Genomic DNA, 15,792 nt, shown 5'->3' on the forward strand with positions numbered 1-15,792 from the left:
TCGGCGCCTTTTTTGTGCGGTCAACCGGCAGACACGTCTTCGTTCACGCTGATGCGCGGCCGCGTCGGACCCGAGCGCGAGTTGGAGCCGCCGCCAGGCGGGGTTCCGCCGGATCGCGGGAACAGGACGTCGAGGGCGGGCGGCTCGCGCAGCCTGAGATAAGAATGCTCGTCGTCTCGCCACAGGCCGATGTCGCGCAACTGCGCGGCGCTCATCCCGTGGAACGCTCCCGAACGATCGATCTGGCGGATGCCGAGCGCATTGCGGCGCCGCGAAAGCCCGAACCACGCGAGCAAAGTCCTCAACAGCGCTTTCATGCCAGGCCTCGAGATTGGGTAAATCCTACGAGGGCAAGATGGTGAGCGCGGGCTGGTCTGACAAAGCGAAATATCGCTATCTGCGATAAAGAATGCTTATGTATCGGCATGAAGCTGCCGCCTATTGCCGCCATTCGGGCCTTTGAGGCTGCCGCCAGGCATCAGAGTTTCACGCGCGCGGCCGAGGAACTCGGCATGACGCAGGCGGCGGTCAGCTATCAGATAAAGCTGCTGGAAGAGCGTATCGGCGTTCCGCTGTTCGTGCGTGAGCCCAGACAGGTCACATTGACGGCGGCCGGCCGCAAGCTGTCGCCGAAGGTTACCGAGGCTCTCGACCTGCTTGGCTCGGCTTTCGTCGAAGTGGTTGAGAAGCCTGATCTTCATCTGATCATATCGGTTCTGCCGACAGTCGCATCCACCTGGCTTGTTCCTCGGCTGTCCTCTTTCCAGGCCGCCAATCCCGAGATCAGGATCAAGGTGCATACCTCGAACGACCTCGTCGACTTCGCCAGGGAAGACATCGACATCATGATCCGGGGCAGCGACAATGTGCTGCCCGAGCATGAGGTTTTCGCGTTGTTTCCGATGGAATATGCGCCGGTCTGCACCGCCGACTTCCGGGAACGGCATTCAATCGTGAACCCTGTCGATCTGCTGAAAATACGCCGGTTCGGCGCACAGAGCTGGTGGGCGTCCTGGCTTGCGGGAGCCGGCGTACAGACCGGCGACGACAATCGCATGGATCTGGTGGTTGGCGTCCAGACCATCGATGTCGCCCTGACCTTGCAGGGACAAGGCGTCGCCATGGTGATGCCAATATTCTTCGCCGATGAAATGAAAAGCGGCCGCCTGATACGGCCTTTCCAGTATGTCGGACGCGACGACCGCAGCTACAGCCTCGTCTATCCGAAATCGCGTCACCGGTCGCGCAAGATCCGGCTGTTCCGCGATTGGGTCATCGCCGAGGCGGAAGCGACGCGATCAGCCTTTGCCGCGATCCCAAATCAGTGAACCGAGCCGGGGGTCGCCTGAAAAGGCCGCCCGGTCGAAACCGATGCGGCGCGGCGGGAATTCGCAGAGCGCCTGCACGCCGGACGCGCCGATGCGCACGCGCCAGGTCTGCCATTCCTGCGGCTGCGATCGTGTGAAGACGCGGCAGCCAAGCAGCGCGACATTGACGCCTTCCGGATCACGCACCGACCGGTAGCGGATCGCCTCGGCGCCGGCCTCCCGCGCGGCCTCGGCCAGTGCTTGGCAAGGCGCGTAGTCGGTCGGGTGGGTCCAGGCGGCTTCGTCCCGGTCGAGCGGCGGGCGGGTGAGGTCGATGGCCTTGCCAGTGGCGTAGCTTATGGAGAAGGCCGTGTATTCGGCGGCGTCGCGCGGCCATGGCGTGTCGAGCGATTCGGCGAAGAACAGCAGCCGGTAGAACGACATTTCCGCCACCGCCGTGGCGATGGTCTCGGCGGCATAATAGACGCCCAGCGTCCTGCCGGCGCGGCGGAAGCGCGACCCGTAGGGGTAGACCGAGCCGTAGCGGAATGGTGTGGCGAGCAGGTAGTGCAGGTGCCGGCATTCCAGCGGGATATGCGGCTTGGTATCCTCGATCAACTCTTCCAGCAGCGCCTGCTCGTCCAGTGTGTCGACGAGTTTCAGGGTCGAGACGTGGTGCTGCGCCTCGACCATGCGCCAGCACTGGCCTTTGAGGCTGACTGCCTCAGACGAGAGCGCGGCGGGCGTCCAGATAGGCGATGACATCGACAAGCCCGGCAATGGTGAGCATTTTTTCCAGCGGCTTGCCGCCAAGCGCGGTGTTGGTGTTGCGCAACCAGGACCGCGCCACCGTCTCGTCGCCCCCGGTAATGGCGTCCAGCGAGCGGAACAGGCGAACGAACAGCACGGCCAGTTCGAACGGCTTGGAACCCTTGTCGAGCAGGAAGTCGTTCTTGCGCATGCGCGAGACCGTGGCCTCGGAGACGCCGATGATCGAGGACAGCGCGCGCGCGGTGACATCGAGCCGCTCGGCGGCACGCAACGTCGCCTTGGTGATGACGGCGTTTTCTTCGGTTCTCGGCGTTATGGCGATCCTGGTCGACATGATTGATCCTTTCTGCAGCAAATATAGTGCAAGAAAGTTCATCAGGAAAGAGGTGGGGCCGGCAAGAATCGACAACTGGCCTTGCGGATGGCCCGCATCGCGCCAGACCCAGGGGTGGGTGGCGTCAGTCTTTCTTGTAGATCAGCCAGTTCTTGCTGGCGCGGCCGGCCATCACCGAATGCCGGGTGACGCGGTTGCGGCCATCCACCTTGGAGCGGTAGAGCGCGCGGTCGGCCTTTGAATAGAGTTCCTCCGGTCCGATCGCCTCGGAAGCCATGCAGATGCCCATCGAAACCGTCACGGTGCCGTAGCTGGCGCCATTCTGGCTGCTGACGAAAGGCGTCTGCTCGATCAGGACGCGGATGCGCTCGGCGATATCGAAGGTTGTTTCCTCGCTGGTGCCCTCGACGATGAGGGCGAATTCCTCGCCGCCGGTGCGGGCCACGAACATGCCGCCGGCAACGCTGGTCTGGAAGATATCGGCGATGTCCTTGAGGATCTTGTCGCCGACCGGGTGGCCGTAGCGGTCATTGATGTCCTTGAAACGATCGATGTCGGCAAGGATCAGGGCGTTGAACAGGATGCCCTTGTTGCTGTTGTAGATGCGCGCAATCTCGTTGTCGAAGGCGCGACGGTTCCAAACCTGGGTCAGCGGATCGGTGTCGGCGAGGCGCTTGTATTCCTCGAGCTTCGACTTCACGCTTTCCAGTTCGGCCGACTTGTCGCCGAGCGTGCTGGCGACCTGCTTGCCGTGGTCGATCGTCGAGGCGGTCGCTGTCGAGACGGCGCCTACGATCTTTTCCAGCAATTCCTTGGAGATGACGCCGCGATTGGCGAGCCCGTCGGACGTCTCATCGAGAATCTTGCCGTATTTTTCGATGTGCGTGCGCTCACTGCGCAGGAGCGAGGCAATGTCTTCCAATTCACGCGCAAGCACGCCACGGACATGATCGACAATGCCGGTACTGTGGTTCTGTGAGAAGAACTTGCGGCCGATCTTGTCGAGATCTTCCTGCGTCGGCCGTTTGCTGAGGTCCAGCACGGCGAGGCTGAGCTCAGGATTGGAGCCCGTCAGCGCCTCATAGAAGATTTCGTAATTGCGCGGCATGGCGACAACGCCCAGCTGCCGCATCGTTGCAACGACCGTCGTTGCGATGTCGGAGCTTCTTTCGGGCGTCACGGCAGCAGGCTGCATTTAAACTCAATTCCCCCAAGCGATCCGGCTCGAGCGCGAAGCTCCTAAGCTGCCGGTTGCAGAACGTTCCAAAGCCAATTCCGCGCGAAAAACGTCCCGCCCGCGTATTTCGCGATCGAACCTTAGATGTGTCAGCGCTAAAGTTTTCTTAACCTGCCGCGTTTCCGGCGGCTTTTTCTACTTGAAGCTGTGTCGTTCCCGCAAGTACGGGCAAATGCTTTTTGTTCGCATCTGGCCGTCTTCTTGCCGAAAACTTGGGAGAAGGCAACCGCCTTGCCGGTTGCGGATGACAAAAGGATGTCGGATAAGCGCGCCGTTCCATCGAGCGGGCGAAACAGTGCGACGCCGGCCGCCGGAAAAGGAAAAAGGGTCCATGAAGCGGCTGATCGACGCCTTCTACAATTCGGTACGCGCGTTTCGCCGACTTGCCGCGAGCGAAGCGGCTTTCCAGCAGGAGTTGATGCTGCTGGTGCTGGCGATACCGCTCGGCTGGTTCGTGGCGACGAGCTGGAGCGGCTATGCGCTGCTGATCGGCGCCGTGCTGATGCTGATCATGGTCGAAGTGCTGAACACTGGCATCGAGGCGACCTGCGATGCCATCAGCCGCGAGTTCAACATCGACATCCAGCTTGCCAAGGATTGCGGCTCGCTGGCCGTACTGATCTCGATCGTGCTGGCGGGCGGCATCTGGCTGTTCGCGATTTTCGAGCGCATCTACGGCATTCCGGTTTAGCCGCTGCTCGCAGCGCTGCTTTCCCTGACCCGCTCGCGTCGGATCAAGGTTCGCGCCACCGCAAAGGCAATGGCGAAGATCACGAGGCCGATGGCGAGTGCGACCAGCACCCGCTCGTGATGGAGCAGGGCGCGGCCGATGATCTGTTGGGCGCCGGCGCCGAAGACATAACCCAGACCGCTAAACAAAGCTGCCCAGACGGCGGCCGAGATCGCGTTCAACACGACAAAGCGCGCTGGTGCGATGCCGGAAAGGCCGGCAACGATGCCGCCCAGAACGCGCATGCCGTAAATATAGCGGTTCGACAGCACGTAGATGTTGGGGTGGTCGGTGACCAGCCGGTAGGCGCGACTGAAGCCGGGCTTGCGACGAAAGCGCCGCACCAGCCGTGTCTGCGCGAAGTGACGCCCCAGCACGAAGAAGGCGGTGTCGCCGAGGAAGGCGCCGGTGAAGACGGCGACAAAGGTCTGCCAGAGCGCGAACACATGCTGGTGAGCGAAGAAGCCGCCAAGGATGGCGGCGGTCTCGCCCTCAGCCAGGCAGCCGAGAAAGACCGCCAGCAGCCCATATTGCTCGATCAGCCTGTGGACGGTCTCGCTCATTTGCGCGTTTTGTCGTTCTTGAGGTGGAGGGCAAGCGTCTCGTCGAGACGCCGAACCTGGCTGGAAATACGGGCGATGTCGTCGCACATGCCCACGATCTGGCTGTGGCGCAGTTCGTCCAGCTTCTCGTGCAGCGCCATGATCTCGATCTCGGCCTTGAGATTGACCTCGTAATCGTGCGCCGCGTCGATCCTGTCGCGTTCGGCCTGCCGGTTCTGCGACATCATGATGACCGGCGCCTGTATGGCCGCCAGCATCGACAGGATGAGATTGAGAAAAATATAGGGGTAGGGGTCGAAGGCGCCGCTCAAAAGAAGAAGGGAGTTCAGCGCCGTCCACGCTGCGAGGAAGACGAGGAACCCGATGATGAAGTTCCAGGAGCCGCCTATCCGCGCGACAGCATCAGCGACCCGGTCGCCGAGACGCGCCGCTTCCTTGTGCGGTCTGGTGGTATCGCGCGCTACGGTCTTGCGTTCGATGGCGCTTTGCAGCACGCGTCTCTCGCCTTCGGTCAAGGCTTCGGCGTTGCGCGACAGCCAGCGACTGGCCAGTTCCGCCATGGTCTTGTGTTGCATGGGTTCCTCCCGGCTTTGCTTGCACGCCTTGGTCGAACCATAGAAGATAAACGCAACGGTATCGCGGCATTTGCGCCGCGGCTGTGGTGGAGGCCAAGCGTGCTCAGTTTTCAGCAGATTCGTGCCCGCGCCGCAAAGCGCAAAGGCGGCGATGCGGTTCTGGTCTCATTGCTTGGCGCTGCCCCGGACAACAGGCTCGTGGCGAAGGTGTCGGACGACCGCGTGCTTTCGGCGATGGCCGAGAGGGTGTTCTCGGCCGGTTTCGTGTGGAGCGTGATCGAGCAGAAATGGCCGGGTTTCGAGGCTGCCTTCCTGGGTTTCGAGCCAAAGCGCCTGCTGTTCCAACCGGACGATTTCTGGCACGATCTTGCCTCGGACAAACGCATCGTGCGCAATCCGCAAAAGATACGGTCGGTGCGCGACAACGCCGCTTTTGTCGAACAAGTTTCGAAGGAACATGGCTCGTTCGGCAAATTCCTGGCGCAATGGCCCGCCGCCGACCAGGTCGGGCTGACCGCCTATCTCGCCAAGCATGGCAGCCGGCTTGGCGGCGCCACCGGGCAATATCTGTTGCGGTGGCTCGACTGGGATACTTTTATCATCTCCAGGGACATGTCGGCGGCATTGCGCGATGCCGGGCTGGACATAGCCGAAAACCCGACGTCGAAACGCGACCTCGACAAGATCCAGGTGCAGATCAACGCTTGGGTGGAAACAACCGGCCTGTCGCGCAAGCACATCTCGCGCATTCTTTCGATGTCGATCGGCGAAAACCGCCCGGCGGAAGTGCTTCAGCAATACAGCGGCGAGTAGTGGCCCATCCGATCGCCGTTGCCGCTTGACCACGGGCGCGCTACACCCGCAGGCATGACCAGCAAGACCGCTCCCGACACGCTCCGCATCGCCGTTGCCCAGCTGAACCCGACTGTCGGCGACGTCGTCGGCAACCTAGCCAAGGCGCGCGCGGCGAGAGCGGACGCCGCCCGCCAGGGGGCGGATCTCGTCCTGTTCACCGAACTGTTCATTTCCGGCTATCCGCCGGAGGATCTGGTGCTGAAGCCGGCGTTCCTGGCGGCTTGCGAACGCGCCGCCAATGAACTGGCCAAGGACACCGCCGATGGCGGGCCTGCCGTCATCATCGGCACGCCGCTGAAGCGCAAGAGCGGCACCCACAATTCGATCCTCTTCGCCGACGGCGGCAAGGTGCTCGGCGAGCGCTACAAGGTGGACCTGCCGAACTATGGCGAGTTCGACGAAAAGCGCGTGTTCCAGGCTGGTCCTGAGATCGCCGGACCGTTCAATTTTCGTGGCATCCGCGTCGGCGTGCCGATCTGCGAGGACATCTGGGGCGAACTCGGCGTGTGCGAGACACTGGCCGAAAGCGGCGCCGAAATCCTTCTGGTCCCCAACGGCTCGCCCTATTACCGCACCAAGATCGACGTGCGCCATCAGGTGGTGATCAAGCAGGTCATCGAGACCGGCCTGCCGATGATCTATGCCAACCAGCTTGGCGGGCAGGACGAACTGGTCTTCGACGGTGCGTCCTTCGCCATCAACGCGGACAAGTCGCTCGCCTTCCAGATGAGCCAGTTCGAGGAGACGGTCGCCGTCACCACCTGGAAACGCAACCGCGACGCCGAGAGCGCGCAAAATGGTGGGGGCAGGGGCTGGACCTGCTCGGAAGGGCCGATGTCGCGGATACCGGACCGGGAGGAGGCCGACTACCGCGCCTGCCTGCTTGGCCTGCGCGACTACGTCAACAAGAACGGCTTCAAGAATGTCGTGCTCGGTCTTTCCGGCGGCATCGATTCGGCGATCTGTGCCGCCCTTGCCGTCGATGCGCTGGGCGAGGAGCGGGTCCGCTGCGTGATGATGCCCTATCGCTACACCTCGAAGGATTCGCTGAAGGACGCTGAGGACTGCGCCCGTGCTCTCGGCTGCCGCTACGACATCGTGCCGATCGCCGAGCCGGTCGAGGGCTTTTCGCACGCGCTGACGCAGCTGTTTGAAGGCACCAAGGAAGGCATCACCGAGGAAAACCTGCAAAGCCGTGCGCGCGGCACCATCCTGATGGCGATCTCCAACAAATTCGGCTCCATGGTCGTCACCACCGGCAACAAGTCGGAGATGTCGGTCGGCTACGCCACGCTTTACGGCGACATGAATGGCGGCTTCAATCCGATCAAGGACCTCTACAAGATGCAGGTCTATGCGTTGTCGCGCTGGCGCAATAGCCATGTGCCGCCGGGTGCGCTCGGACCTTCCGGCGAGGTGATCCCGCACAACATCATCGACAAGGCGCCGTCGGCGGAGTTGCGCGAAAACCAGACAGACCAGGATTCGCTGCCGCCCTATCCGGTGCTCGACGACATTCTCGAATGCCTGGTCGAGAACGAGATGGGCGTCGACGAGATCGTCAAGCGCGGCCACGACCGGGCGACGGTGGCGCGGATGGAGAACCTGCTCTACATCGCCGAATACAAGCGCCGCCAGGCCGCGCCGGGCGTCAAGATCACCAAGAAGAACTTTGGCCGCGACCGTCGCTATCCCATCACCAACCGCTTCCGTGACCGGGGCTGATGTGAGCGAAGTCGAAATTTCCTTCGATCGCGACCGCATCGATTTCGCAGCCACTTCGGCGATCATCAAGGCGAGCTACTGGGGCGCGCAGCGCAGCGATGAAATCCACCGCTGCGCCTTCGACAATTCGCTCTGCGTTTCCGCATTCATCGACGGCGAACAGGTCGGTTTCGCGCGCGCGGTCACCGACCATGCCTGCTTCGCCTATCTTTGCGACGTCATCGTCTGGCCGGAACGGCGCGGCGTCGGCATCGGCAAGAAGTTGGTCGGCGCGCTGCTCGATCATCCAGATCTTGCGCAGGTCGGGTCCTGGAGCCTGCGCACCACCGACGCGCACTCGCTCTATGCCGGCTTCGGCTTCGAGGTTTCCAATGACGGCTTCTGGATGCGCCGGCGGCGCTGAAGGCCGTCGACGGGTTGCTTCGATCGACCCAGACCGAGCCGGTGTTGCAGCATAGCCTCACCTTTTATGCCACGACGCTTTTGTGACGGGCGCGGGGTTGGCGTGGCAAAATGCCTCTCCTATAAGGTCAGCATCCGCGATTCCCTTCCGGGAGGATACGAATGATGGAATTTGAGAACAGTATGCGAGGTCGCGAAGCTTAACTCTTCGGCGCCGTTCCTGCGGGAACACGTCGCCGCGAGATCGGCTTCAGATTGCCTCGACCGCCACCCCGCCTAGGGCTGGCCGCTCCACCATCGTATCCGCGACCGGGCGCAAGATTGCCCTTCAAAGCGGTGTTTCTTTTACACTTTTTCGGGATCAGGCACGTTTGTGCCTGCAGGTACCATGACTCGTTTCAAGATCGACTTGCGCGCTGGCGCATTCGGCAGCGTTTTTGGCTTCACCCTGGCACACTGGCGGCGGCAGCCGATCAGGGTGCTGTTCATTCTGCTCATGATTTTGCTTTCGACGTTGGCCGATGTGCTGACGCCGCTCTATTCCGGCCGTCTGGTCGATGCCGTCGCTTCAGGCGCCGCATCGAGCCAGGAGGCCTGGGATGCTGCGGTCGCGGCATTTATCGCGCTGATCGGATTGGCGCTGTCCTCCGTCGTCTTCCGCAACTTCGGCTTCCTCGCCATCGTCGAACTGACGCTGAAGATGATGTCGGACATCTGCGGCGACGCGTTTTACCGCGTCCAGCGTTTCTCGACCGACTGGCACGCCAATTCCTTTGCCGGCTCGACCGTGCGCAAGGTTACGCGTGGCATGTGGGCGCTCGACCTCCTCAACGACACGGTGCTGGTGGCGCTGTTCCCGTCGGTGGTCATGCTGGTGGGCTCGACCGTGCTGCTCGGCTGGTACTGGCCGCTGATGGGGCTGGTGGTGGCGCTCGGCTCACTGATCTTCATCGGCGTCACCGCCGTGCTGTCGCTCGCCTATGTCGCGCCGGCGGCCAGGCTGGCCAACGCATGGGACACGCGCCTCGGCGGTTCGCTGGCCGACGCGGTGAGCTGCAACGCGGTCGTCAAGGGTTTTGGCGCGGAAGCGCGTGAGGAAGGGCGTCTTGCCGGCGTGGTCGCCAAGTGGCGCAACCGCACCGGGCGCACCTGGATTCGCGGTACCGTCAACGGCACGGTGCAGGGCATCATGCTGCTTGCGCTGAGGACGGCGGTTATCGGCGTCGTGCTGCTCCTGTGGTTGCGGGGGCAGGCCAGCGCGGGCGACGTCGCCTTCGTGCTGACATCGTTCTTCGTGCTGCAGGGCTACCTGCGCGACATCGGCATGCACATCCGCAACATGCAACGCTCGATCAATGACATGGAAGAACTGGTCGATTTCCAGGCGCAGCCGCTTGGCATCGAGGATGCTCCGGACGCCGAGCATGCCCGCATCGTCGACGGCGGCATCCTCTTCGACCATGTCACCTTCCACTATGGCAGCCATCGCGAGCCGCTTTATCGCGATTTCTCGGTGGTGATCGAGCCCGGTGAGCGGGTCGGCCTGGTCGGCCATTCGGGTTCGGGCAAGACGACCTTCGTCAAGCTGATACAGCGGCTCTACGACCTCAGCGGCGGTCGCATCCTGATCGACGGTCAGGATATTTCCGAGGTCACGCAGTCGTCGCTTCGCCAGCAGATCGCGATCGTGCAGCAGGAGCCGATCCTGTTCCACCGTTCGCTGGCGGAGAACATCGCCTATGCCCGGCCTGACGCCACGCAGGCCGAGATCGAGGAGGCTGCGCGCCTTGCCAGCGCGCATGACTTCATCGCCCGGTTGCCCAAAGGCTACGGCACGCTCGTCGGCGAGCGCGGCGTCAAGCTCTCGGGCGGTGAGCGCCAGCGTGTGGCCATCGCGCGCGCCTTCCTCGCGGATGCGCCGATCCTGATCCTGGACGAGGCGACGTCGAGCCTCGATTCGGAATCGGAGGTGCTGATCCAACAGGCGATGGAGCGGCTTATGGTCGGCCGCACCACGCTGGTCATCGCCCACCGCCTGTCGACGGTCAGGGCGCTCGACCGGCTGCTGGTCTTCGACCGCGGCAAGATTGTCGAAGAGGGCTCGCATGAAGAGCTGATCCGGCTGAGCGGTGGCATCTATCGCCGCCTGTTCGAGCGGCAGGCGCTGGAACTGACCAAGGGCCTGGTCTGATCCGGATCGTTGCGAAACGAAAATGGCGGGCCGCATCGCAAGGTGCGGCCCGCCGCTTTTCGACCGCGCGGATCTGGTCTGAAGTTGACTAGAGCATTTTCGGCGAATCCAGGATCGGCTCCAATGCTCTAGCTCTTTGTTTTTACGCAATTCCGGACGCAAAACCGCTGCGCACTTTTGCTGGAATTGCTTTAGCCGGCGGCGTCGGCGCCTGCCTTGCCAAGGCCCAACTCATCGGCTACGCCCGATTCCATGACAGTTACCGTCCGTTTTGCACCGTCGCCCACGGGGCGTATCCACATCGGCAACGCGCGCACAGCGCTGTTCAACTGGCTGTTCGCGCAGAAGAACAGAGGCCGTTTCATCCAGCGTTTCGACGATACCGACACGGTGCGTTCGAAGCAGGAATATGCCGATTCCATCCTCTACGACCTGCATTGGCTGGGCATTTTCCCAGACGCCACCGACTACCAGTCGCGTCGCGTGCCGATCTACGACGCTGCCGTCGAACGGCTGAAACAGGCCGGCGTGCTCTATCCCTGCTTTGAAACGCCGGAAGAACTCGACCTCAAGCGCAAGGTGCGCCGCACGCGCGGCATGCCGCCGGTCTATGGCCGCGAGGCCCTGACGCTGAGCGCCAAGCAGGTCGCCGATTTCGAAGCCGATGGGCGGCGTCCGCACTGGCGCTTCCTGCTGCCCAATTTCAGGGTCGATCCGCAGGAACCGGAACGCACCGATATCCACTGGAACGATCTGGTGCGCGGCGAGGAGACCGTCGATCTCGCCTCGGTTTCCGATCCGGTGCTGGTGCGAGAGGACGGCACCTATCTCTACACGCTGCCTTCGGTGGTGGACGATATCGAGATGGGCATCAGCCATGTGATCCGCGGCGACGACCATGTCACCAACACCGGCGTGCAGATCGCGCTGTTCAAGGCGCTGGGTGCGGTTGTCCCGACATTCGGCCACCACAACCTTTTGACCACGACGACGGGCGAGGGGCTTTCCAAGCGCACCGGCTCGTTGTCGATTGAGGGGCTGCGTTCCGACGGCATCGAGCCGATGGCGGTGGCTTCGCTGGCCGTTCTGATCGGCACGTCGGAAAACGTGCAGCCGATGCCGACGATGGCCGAACTCGCCACGCATTTCGATCCGGCGGCGACGTCGAAATCCGCTGCCAAGTTCGACCCGGAAGAACTGGTGGTGCTGAACCGCGGGCTGATGCACACGCTGTCGTTCGCCGATGCGCGCGACCGGCTGGCCGTGCTCGGCGTTTCCGGCGACAAGGCTGAACCGTTCTGGAACGCCGTGCGCGGTAATCTCGACCGGCTGAGCGATGCTTCAACCTGGTGGCGCATCGTGCAGGAAGGGCCGTTGGAAAAGCCCGAATTCGAGCTCGAGGAACGGCAGTTCCTGAGCGAAGCTTTCGACCTTCTGCCGGAAGAGCCGTGGACGGCGACGGTGTGGAAGGAATGGACCGGGCGGGTCAAGGAAGCCACCGGCCGCAAGGGCAAGGCGCTGTTCCTGCCGTTGAGGCTGGCGCTTACGGGGCTGGTTTCCGGGCCGGAGCTCGCAGATCTATTGCCGCTCCTGGGTCGGGAAGGAACGTTGGCCCGACGACCCTGACCTTGCGCTGTTCCGGCGGCAAGGCTGAGACCGGCGAGGGATCAGGCTTCTTCACGAGTTGGCGCATGGTTTCGACATCGAGGCCGCCGGCCGCGTTGGCCAGCGTTTCGGGGTCGTCCGCGGGATCGGGCTTGGCGGCCGGAACCGGCAGGAAAGGCGAACTGGCCTGAGCTCCAGTTGCCGGCGCGCCAGCCGGCGGATTGCCGGCGACGATGTTGAAGTTCTGGGCGGCATTGCAGCCGCAGCCCTGCGGGATGGGTTGGCCCGGCTTCTTGTAGAGGAAGGCGGTCGGCAATTCCGAATAGGGGCGTCCGGTCGCAGACGAGGTCATGACGGCGGCGTCATCGCCGACCCCGCGCGTATAGAAGACCTGGATCTGCGTGCCCGGGCAACTTGCTTCGCAACGGCTTTGGTCGCGCTGGAAGTCGCTAGCGGTGGCGGCATTCGACATCGGGAAGAAATAGCCGTCGCAGGTGCGTACGCATAAAGTGCGGACTTCGCCGCGCGGCGCCGCAACAAAGCCCGGATCGAGCACTGCTTCAAGCCCGGGTGCACCGGAATCCGCCTCTTCCTCGTCCGACGCATCGTCGCCGCTGTCGCGCTTTTCAGCGGCCTGTGTGCCATTGCAGTCATTTGCTTCCAGCGCGGCGGTAATCCGGCCGCGATCGCGGCGTGGTGAAGCGCCCGCCATCCGCGCGCGTTTCCGCTGAAGCGTGTCCAGATTGGCATTCATCCGGTCTATGGCGGCGTTCAGCGCAGCGCACTGACTGATCCCGGAGCCGAAAAACGAGAAACCGCAGCCGGCGTCGCGGGCTTGCGCGCGGGCCTTGGCGAGTTCGCCGTTCTGCCTGGCGATGGCGGCGTCATAACGCCGTTGCTCGGAGGCGCCGCCGCCCTTGTGCAGCGCGGCGAGTTCGGCCTTCAACTGGCGGCAGATGCGGGAGGCGGCTTCAGCCTGGGTGACGAGAACGAGCGCAAGCAGGACGCCGCACAGAAGCGTCAAGGCAAATCGCGGCCCTCGGTGCGCCCCAGTCATAACCCTTCGCCCGCATTTTTCGCGCGCCAAGGGTAGCGTCGAGGCGGTTAACCGCGCGTTTAGCCTGGCGGTTCAGCCGCGCGGCGCGTTGAGCGCGGCTTGCGCCTTCTGCGAGGCCTCGACGACGGCAAGCGCCGTCATGTTGACCACACCGCGCGAGGTGACCGAGGGCGTCAGGATATGCGCGGGCTTGTCGGTGCCGAGCAGGATCGGCCCGACATGCAGCGCGTCCAGCATGGTGCGCAGTGCCGTCAGCGTGATGTTGGCTGCGTCGAGGCTCGGGAACACCAGAAGGTTTGCCTCGCCCTTCAGGCGCGAATGCGGATAGACGCGCTGGCGCAGATGTTCCGACAGCGCCGAATCGGCGTGCATTTCGCCGTCGCATTCCAGTTCGGGCACGAGGCGCGCCAAGATATCGGCTGCCTTACGCATCTTCAGTGCGCTTGGCGCATCGCGCGAACCGAAATCCGAAAGCGACAGCAATGCGGCCTTCGGCTCGATGCCGAAGCGGCGGATTTCCTCGGCTGCCAGGATCGTCATCTCGGCGATCTCCTCGGCGGTCGGGTCCACCGAGACGTAGGTGTCGGTGAGAAACAGCACGCCGCGCTGCGAGATCAGCATGGACAGTGTCGACAGGTCGTGGTCGCTGATGCCGGCGCGCGCGCCGATGATCAGCGTGACATTGCGCAGATGGCGGGCGAAACGGCCCTCCAGGCCGCAGATCATGGCATCCGCGTCGCCGCGTTTCACGGCGAGTGCGGCGATCACCGTATTGTCGGTGCGCACCATGGTGCGGGCTGCTTCCGGCGTGACGCCGCGGCGGCCGCCGAGTTCGATCAACAGGTCGACATAATGGCGATAGCGCGGGTCTTCTTCCGGGTTGATCAGCCCAAAATCGACATTCGGCTTGATGCGCAAGCCGTAGCGCTTCAGGCGCACGTCGATGACATGCGGGCGACCGATGAGGATCGGTTCGGCGATGCCTTCCTCCAGCACCACCTGGGCGGCGCGCAGCACGCGCTCGTCTTCGCCATCGGCATAGATGACGCGCTTGGCGGCGGCGCTGCGGGCCGTGGAGAAGACCGGCTTCATGACCAGGCCGGAGCGGAAGACGAAGCGGTTCAGCTTGTCGAGATAGGCGCCCATGTCGCCGATCGGGCGCGTGGCAACACCGGTGTCGCAGGCGGCCTTGGCGACGGCGGGCGCGATGCGCAGGATCAGGCGCGGGTCGAAGGGCGAGGGGATGAGGAAGTCGGGCCCGAAGATCGGCGTTTCGCCGGAATAGGCGCGGGCGGCGACATCGGACGGTTCTTCGCGGGCAAGCGCGGCGATGGCCCGAACCGCCGCCATCTTCATCTCCTCGTTGATGGCGCTGGCGCCGCAATCCAGCGCGCCCCGGAAGATGTAGGGGAAGCAGATGACGTTGTTGACCTGGTTGGGGAAGTCCGAGCGGCCGGTGCAGATCATGGCGTCGGGCCGTGCTGCGCGCGCCACTTCCGGCATGATCTCCGGCGTCGGGTTGGCCAGCGCCAGGATCAGCGGCTTTTCGGCCATGCCCTTCAAGAGTTCCGGCTTCAGCACGCCGGCGGCGGAAAGGCCGAGGAAGACGTCGGCGCCCGGGATGACGTCGGCCAGCGTGCGCGCCTCCGTGTCCTTGACGTAGGGGTCCTTCCAGCGGTCCATCTCCTCGACGCGGCCTTTATGCGCAACGCCGAAACGGTCGGTCACCCAGATGTTTTCGATGCTGGCGCCGAGCGAGACGAGCAGGTTGAGGCAGGCAAGTGCCGCAGCACCGGCGCCTGATGTGACGATCTTGACGTCCTTGATCTTCTTGCCGGCCAGTTCCAGTCCATTGAGCACGGCGGCGGCCACGATGATCGCTGTACCATGCTGGTCGTCATGGAAGACCGGAATGCCCATGCGGGCCTTTAGCCGCTCCTCGACCTCGAAACATTCGGGCGCCTTGATGTCCTCGAGGTTGATGCCGCCGAAAGTGGGTTCGAGCGCGGCAACGGTCTCCACCATGCGGTCGATCTCGGGCGCGTCGATCTCGATGTCGAAGACGTCGATGCCCGCGAACTTCTTGAACAGAACGGCCTTGCCTTCCATCACCGGCTTGGAGGCGAGCGGGCCGATATTGCCGAGGCCGAGCACGGCCGAACCGTTGGAGATGACGGCGACCAGATTGGCGCGCGCGGTGTAGTCGGCGGCGGTGGCGGGGTCGTCCTTGATGGCGAGGCAGGGCGCGGCGACGCCGGGCGAATAGGCAAGCGCCAGGTCGCGCTGGTTGCCGAGCGGCTTGGTCGCCTGGATCTCCAGTTTTCCGGGAACCGGGTATTTGTGAAAGAAGAGGGCAGCCTCGTCGAGATCCGAGCGCGTCGTCTTGCCCTTGTCGTTCGCCATGCCTTCCCTTCTCCCTGTTTCGTCACCCTTGTAGCAT

Annotated in this window: 15 protein-coding genes; 7 read left to right on the top strand and 8 right to left on the bottom strand. The window is 63.5% G+C overall.

Annotated elements, in window-relative coordinates; translation table 11 throughout:
• Positions 1-20: 20 nt before the first annotated feature.
• Positions 21-317, bottom strand: coding sequence for a hypothetical protein (locus AB4136_RS23470; RefSeq protein ID WP_024922193.1), 297 nt, complete (start codon positions 315-317; stop codon positions 21-23).
• A gap of 108 nt (positions 318-425) precedes the next feature.
• Here AB4136_RS23470 and AB4136_RS23475 point away from each other — a divergent pair, with 108 nt between their 5' ends.
• Positions 426-1,328, top strand: coding sequence for a LysR substrate-binding domain-containing protein (locus AB4136_RS23475; protein ID WP_137900744.1), 903 nt, complete (start codon positions 426-428; stop codon positions 1,326-1,328).
• On the opposite strand, the gene AB4136_RS23480 is transcribed toward AB4136_RS23475, so the two are convergent.
• The 3 genes from AB4136_RS23480 to AB4136_RS23490 all read right to left on the bottom strand — a co-directional run bounded on the left by AB4136_RS23480 (position 1,299) and on the right by AB4136_RS23490 (position 3,607).
• Entirely contained in the window at positions 1,299-2,072 is a 774-nt protein-coding gene (locus AB4136_RS23480) for an RES family NAD+ phosphorylase (RefSeq protein ID WP_036254732.1), read from the bottom strand. The genes AB4136_RS23475 and AB4136_RS23480 overlap by 30 nt on opposite strands.
• Positions 2,032-2,412, bottom strand: coding sequence for an MbcA/ParS/Xre antitoxin family protein (locus tag AB4136_RS23485; protein ID WP_024922196.1), 381 nt, complete (start codon positions 2,410-2,412; stop codon positions 2,032-2,034). The genes AB4136_RS23480 and AB4136_RS23485 overlap by 41 nt, the downstream gene beginning before the upstream one ends.
• A 124-nt stretch (positions 2,413-2,536) precedes the next feature.
• Positions 2,537-3,607 carry a GGDEF domain-containing protein gene (locus AB4136_RS23490; RefSeq protein ID WP_024922197.1) on the bottom strand — a complete coding sequence of 357 codons (1,071 nt, stop codon included), beginning with the start codon at positions 3,605-3,607 and terminating at the stop codon, positions 2,537-2,539.
• Between the two features lie 373 nt (positions 3,608-3,980).
• Between AB4136_RS23490 and AB4136_RS23495 the strand changes: the two genes are divergently transcribed.
• Positions 3,981-4,340 (top strand): diacylglycerol kinase, encoded by a 360-nt coding sequence (locus AB4136_RS23495; protein ID WP_024922198.1) that lies wholly within the window; start codon positions 3,981-3,983, stop codon positions 4,338-4,340.
• Here the strand turns inward: AB4136_RS23495 and AB4136_RS23500 are convergent.
• Positions 4,337-4,942 carry a DedA family protein gene (locus AB4136_RS23500; RefSeq protein ID WP_024922199.1) on the bottom strand — a complete coding sequence of 202 codons (606 nt, stop codon included), beginning with the start codon at positions 4,940-4,942 and terminating at the stop codon, positions 4,337-4,339. The two genes, AB4136_RS23495 and AB4136_RS23500, sit on opposite strands and share 4 nt — an antisense overlap.
• On the bottom strand, positions 4,939-5,517 hold the full coding sequence (locus tag AB4136_RS23505; protein WP_024922200.1) for a DUF1003 domain-containing protein: 579 nt from the start codon (positions 5,515-5,517) through the stop codon (positions 4,939-4,941). Before AB4136_RS23505 ends, AB4136_RS23500 begins: the two co-directional genes overlap by 4 nt.
• 99 nt (positions 5,518-5,616) lie before the next feature.
• Here AB4136_RS23505 and AB4136_RS23510 point away from each other — a divergent pair, with 99 nt between their 5' ends.
• The 5 genes from AB4136_RS23510 (at position 5,617) to gltX (ending at position 12,316) form a co-directional block, all read left to right on the top strand.
• Positions 5,617-6,330 carry a DNA-3-methyladenine glycosylase I gene (locus AB4136_RS23510; protein WP_024922201.1) on the top strand — a complete coding sequence of 238 codons (714 nt, stop codon included), beginning with the start codon at positions 5,617-5,619 and terminating at the stop codon, positions 6,328-6,330.
• A gap of 54 nt (positions 6,331-6,384) precedes the next feature.
• Complete coding sequence (locus tag AB4136_RS23515) at positions 6,385-8,097, top strand: NAD+ synthase (RefSeq protein WP_024922202.1); 1,713 nt, start codon at positions 6,385-6,387, stop codon at positions 8,095-8,097.
• A gap of 1 nt (position 8,098) precedes the next feature.
• Positions 8,099-8,500 carry a GNAT family N-acetyltransferase gene (locus AB4136_RS23520; RefSeq protein WP_024922203.1) on the top strand — a complete coding sequence of 134 codons (402 nt, stop codon included), beginning with the start codon at positions 8,099-8,101 and terminating at the stop codon, positions 8,498-8,500.
• Positions 8,501-8,887: 387 nt separating this feature from the next.
• Positions 8,888-10,690: an ABC transporter ATP-binding protein gene (locus AB4136_RS23525; RefSeq protein WP_024922204.1), complete on the top strand. Its 1,803-nt coding sequence runs from the start codon at positions 8,888-8,890 to the stop codon at positions 10,688-10,690.
• Between the two features lie 252 nt (positions 10,691-10,942).
• Positions 10,943-12,316 (top strand): glutamate--tRNA ligase, encoded by a 1,374-nt coding sequence (gene gltX / locus AB4136_RS23530; RefSeq protein WP_024922205.1) that lies wholly within the window; start codon positions 10,943-10,945, stop codon positions 12,314-12,316.
• Here the strand turns inward: gltX and AB4136_RS23535 are convergent.
• On the bottom strand, positions 12,234-13,319 hold the full coding sequence (locus AB4136_RS23535; protein WP_024922206.1) for a DUF2865 domain-containing protein: 1,086 nt from the start codon (positions 13,317-13,319) through the stop codon (positions 12,234-12,236). The two genes, gltX and AB4136_RS23535, sit on opposite strands and share 83 nt — an antisense overlap.
• Before the next feature lie 105 nt (positions 13,320-13,424).
• Positions 13,425-15,755, bottom strand: a complete 2,331-nt coding sequence (locus AB4136_RS23540) for an NADP-dependent malic enzyme (protein WP_137900743.1) — start codon at positions 15,753-15,755, stop codon at positions 13,425-13,427.
• Between the last annotated feature and the right edge of the window lie 37 nt (positions 15,756-15,792).

The sequence above is a fragment of the Mesorhizobium sp. 2RAF21 genome, from assembly GCF_052115345.1.
Classification (GTDB): Bacteria; Pseudomonadota; Alphaproteobacteria; order Rhizobiales; family Rhizobiaceae; genus Mesorhizobium; species Mesorhizobium terrae.

What these genes read in the sequence shown, in the direction of transcription:
- AB4136_RS23470 (WP_024922193.1), bottom strand. Translation starts at nt 317, where the DNA reads ATGAAAGCGCTGTTGAGGACTTTGCTCGCGTGGTTCGGGCTTTCGCGG.
- AB4136_RS23475 (WP_137900744.1), top strand. Translation starts at nt 426, where the DNA reads ATGAAGCTGCCGCCTATTGCCGCCATTCGGGCCTTTGAGGCTGCCGCC.
- AB4136_RS23480 (WP_036254732.1), bottom strand. Translation starts at nt 2,072, where the DNA reads ATGTCATCGCCTATCTGGACGCCCGCCGCGCTCTCGTCTGAGGCAGTC.
- AB4136_RS23485 (WP_024922196.1), bottom strand. Translation starts at nt 2,412, where the DNA reads ATGTCGACCAGGATCGCCATAACGCCGAGAACCGAAGAAAACGCCGTC.
- AB4136_RS23490 (WP_024922197.1), bottom strand. Translation starts at nt 3,607, where the DNA reads ATGCAGCCTGCTGCCGTGACGCCCGAAAGAAGCTCCGACATCGCAACG.
- AB4136_RS23495 (WP_024922198.1), top strand. Translation starts at nt 3,981, where the DNA reads ATGAAGCGGCTGATCGACGCCTTCTACAATTCGGTACGCGCGTTTCGC.
- AB4136_RS23500 (WP_024922199.1), bottom strand. Translation starts at nt 4,942, where the DNA reads ATGAGCGAGACCGTCCACAGGCTGATCGAGCAATATGGGCTGCTGGCG.
- AB4136_RS23505 (WP_024922200.1), bottom strand. Translation starts at nt 5,517, where the DNA reads ATGCAACACAAGACCATGGCGGAACTGGCCAGTCGCTGGCTGTCGCGC.
- AB4136_RS23515 (WP_024922202.1), top strand. Translation starts at nt 6,385, where the DNA reads ATGACCAGCAAGACCGCTCCCGACACGCTCCGCATCGCCGTTGCCCAG.
- AB4136_RS23525 (WP_024922204.1), top strand. Translation starts at nt 8,888, where the DNA reads ATGACTCGTTTCAAGATCGACTTGCGCGCTGGCGCATTCGGCAGCGTT.
- gltX (WP_024922205.1), top strand. Translation starts at nt 10,943, where the DNA reads ATGACAGTTACCGTCCGTTTTGCACCGTCGCCCACGGGGCGTATCCAC.
- AB4136_RS23540 (WP_137900743.1), bottom strand. Translation starts at nt 15,755, where the DNA reads ATGGCGAACGACAAGGGCAAGACGACGCGCTCGGATCTCGACGAGGCT.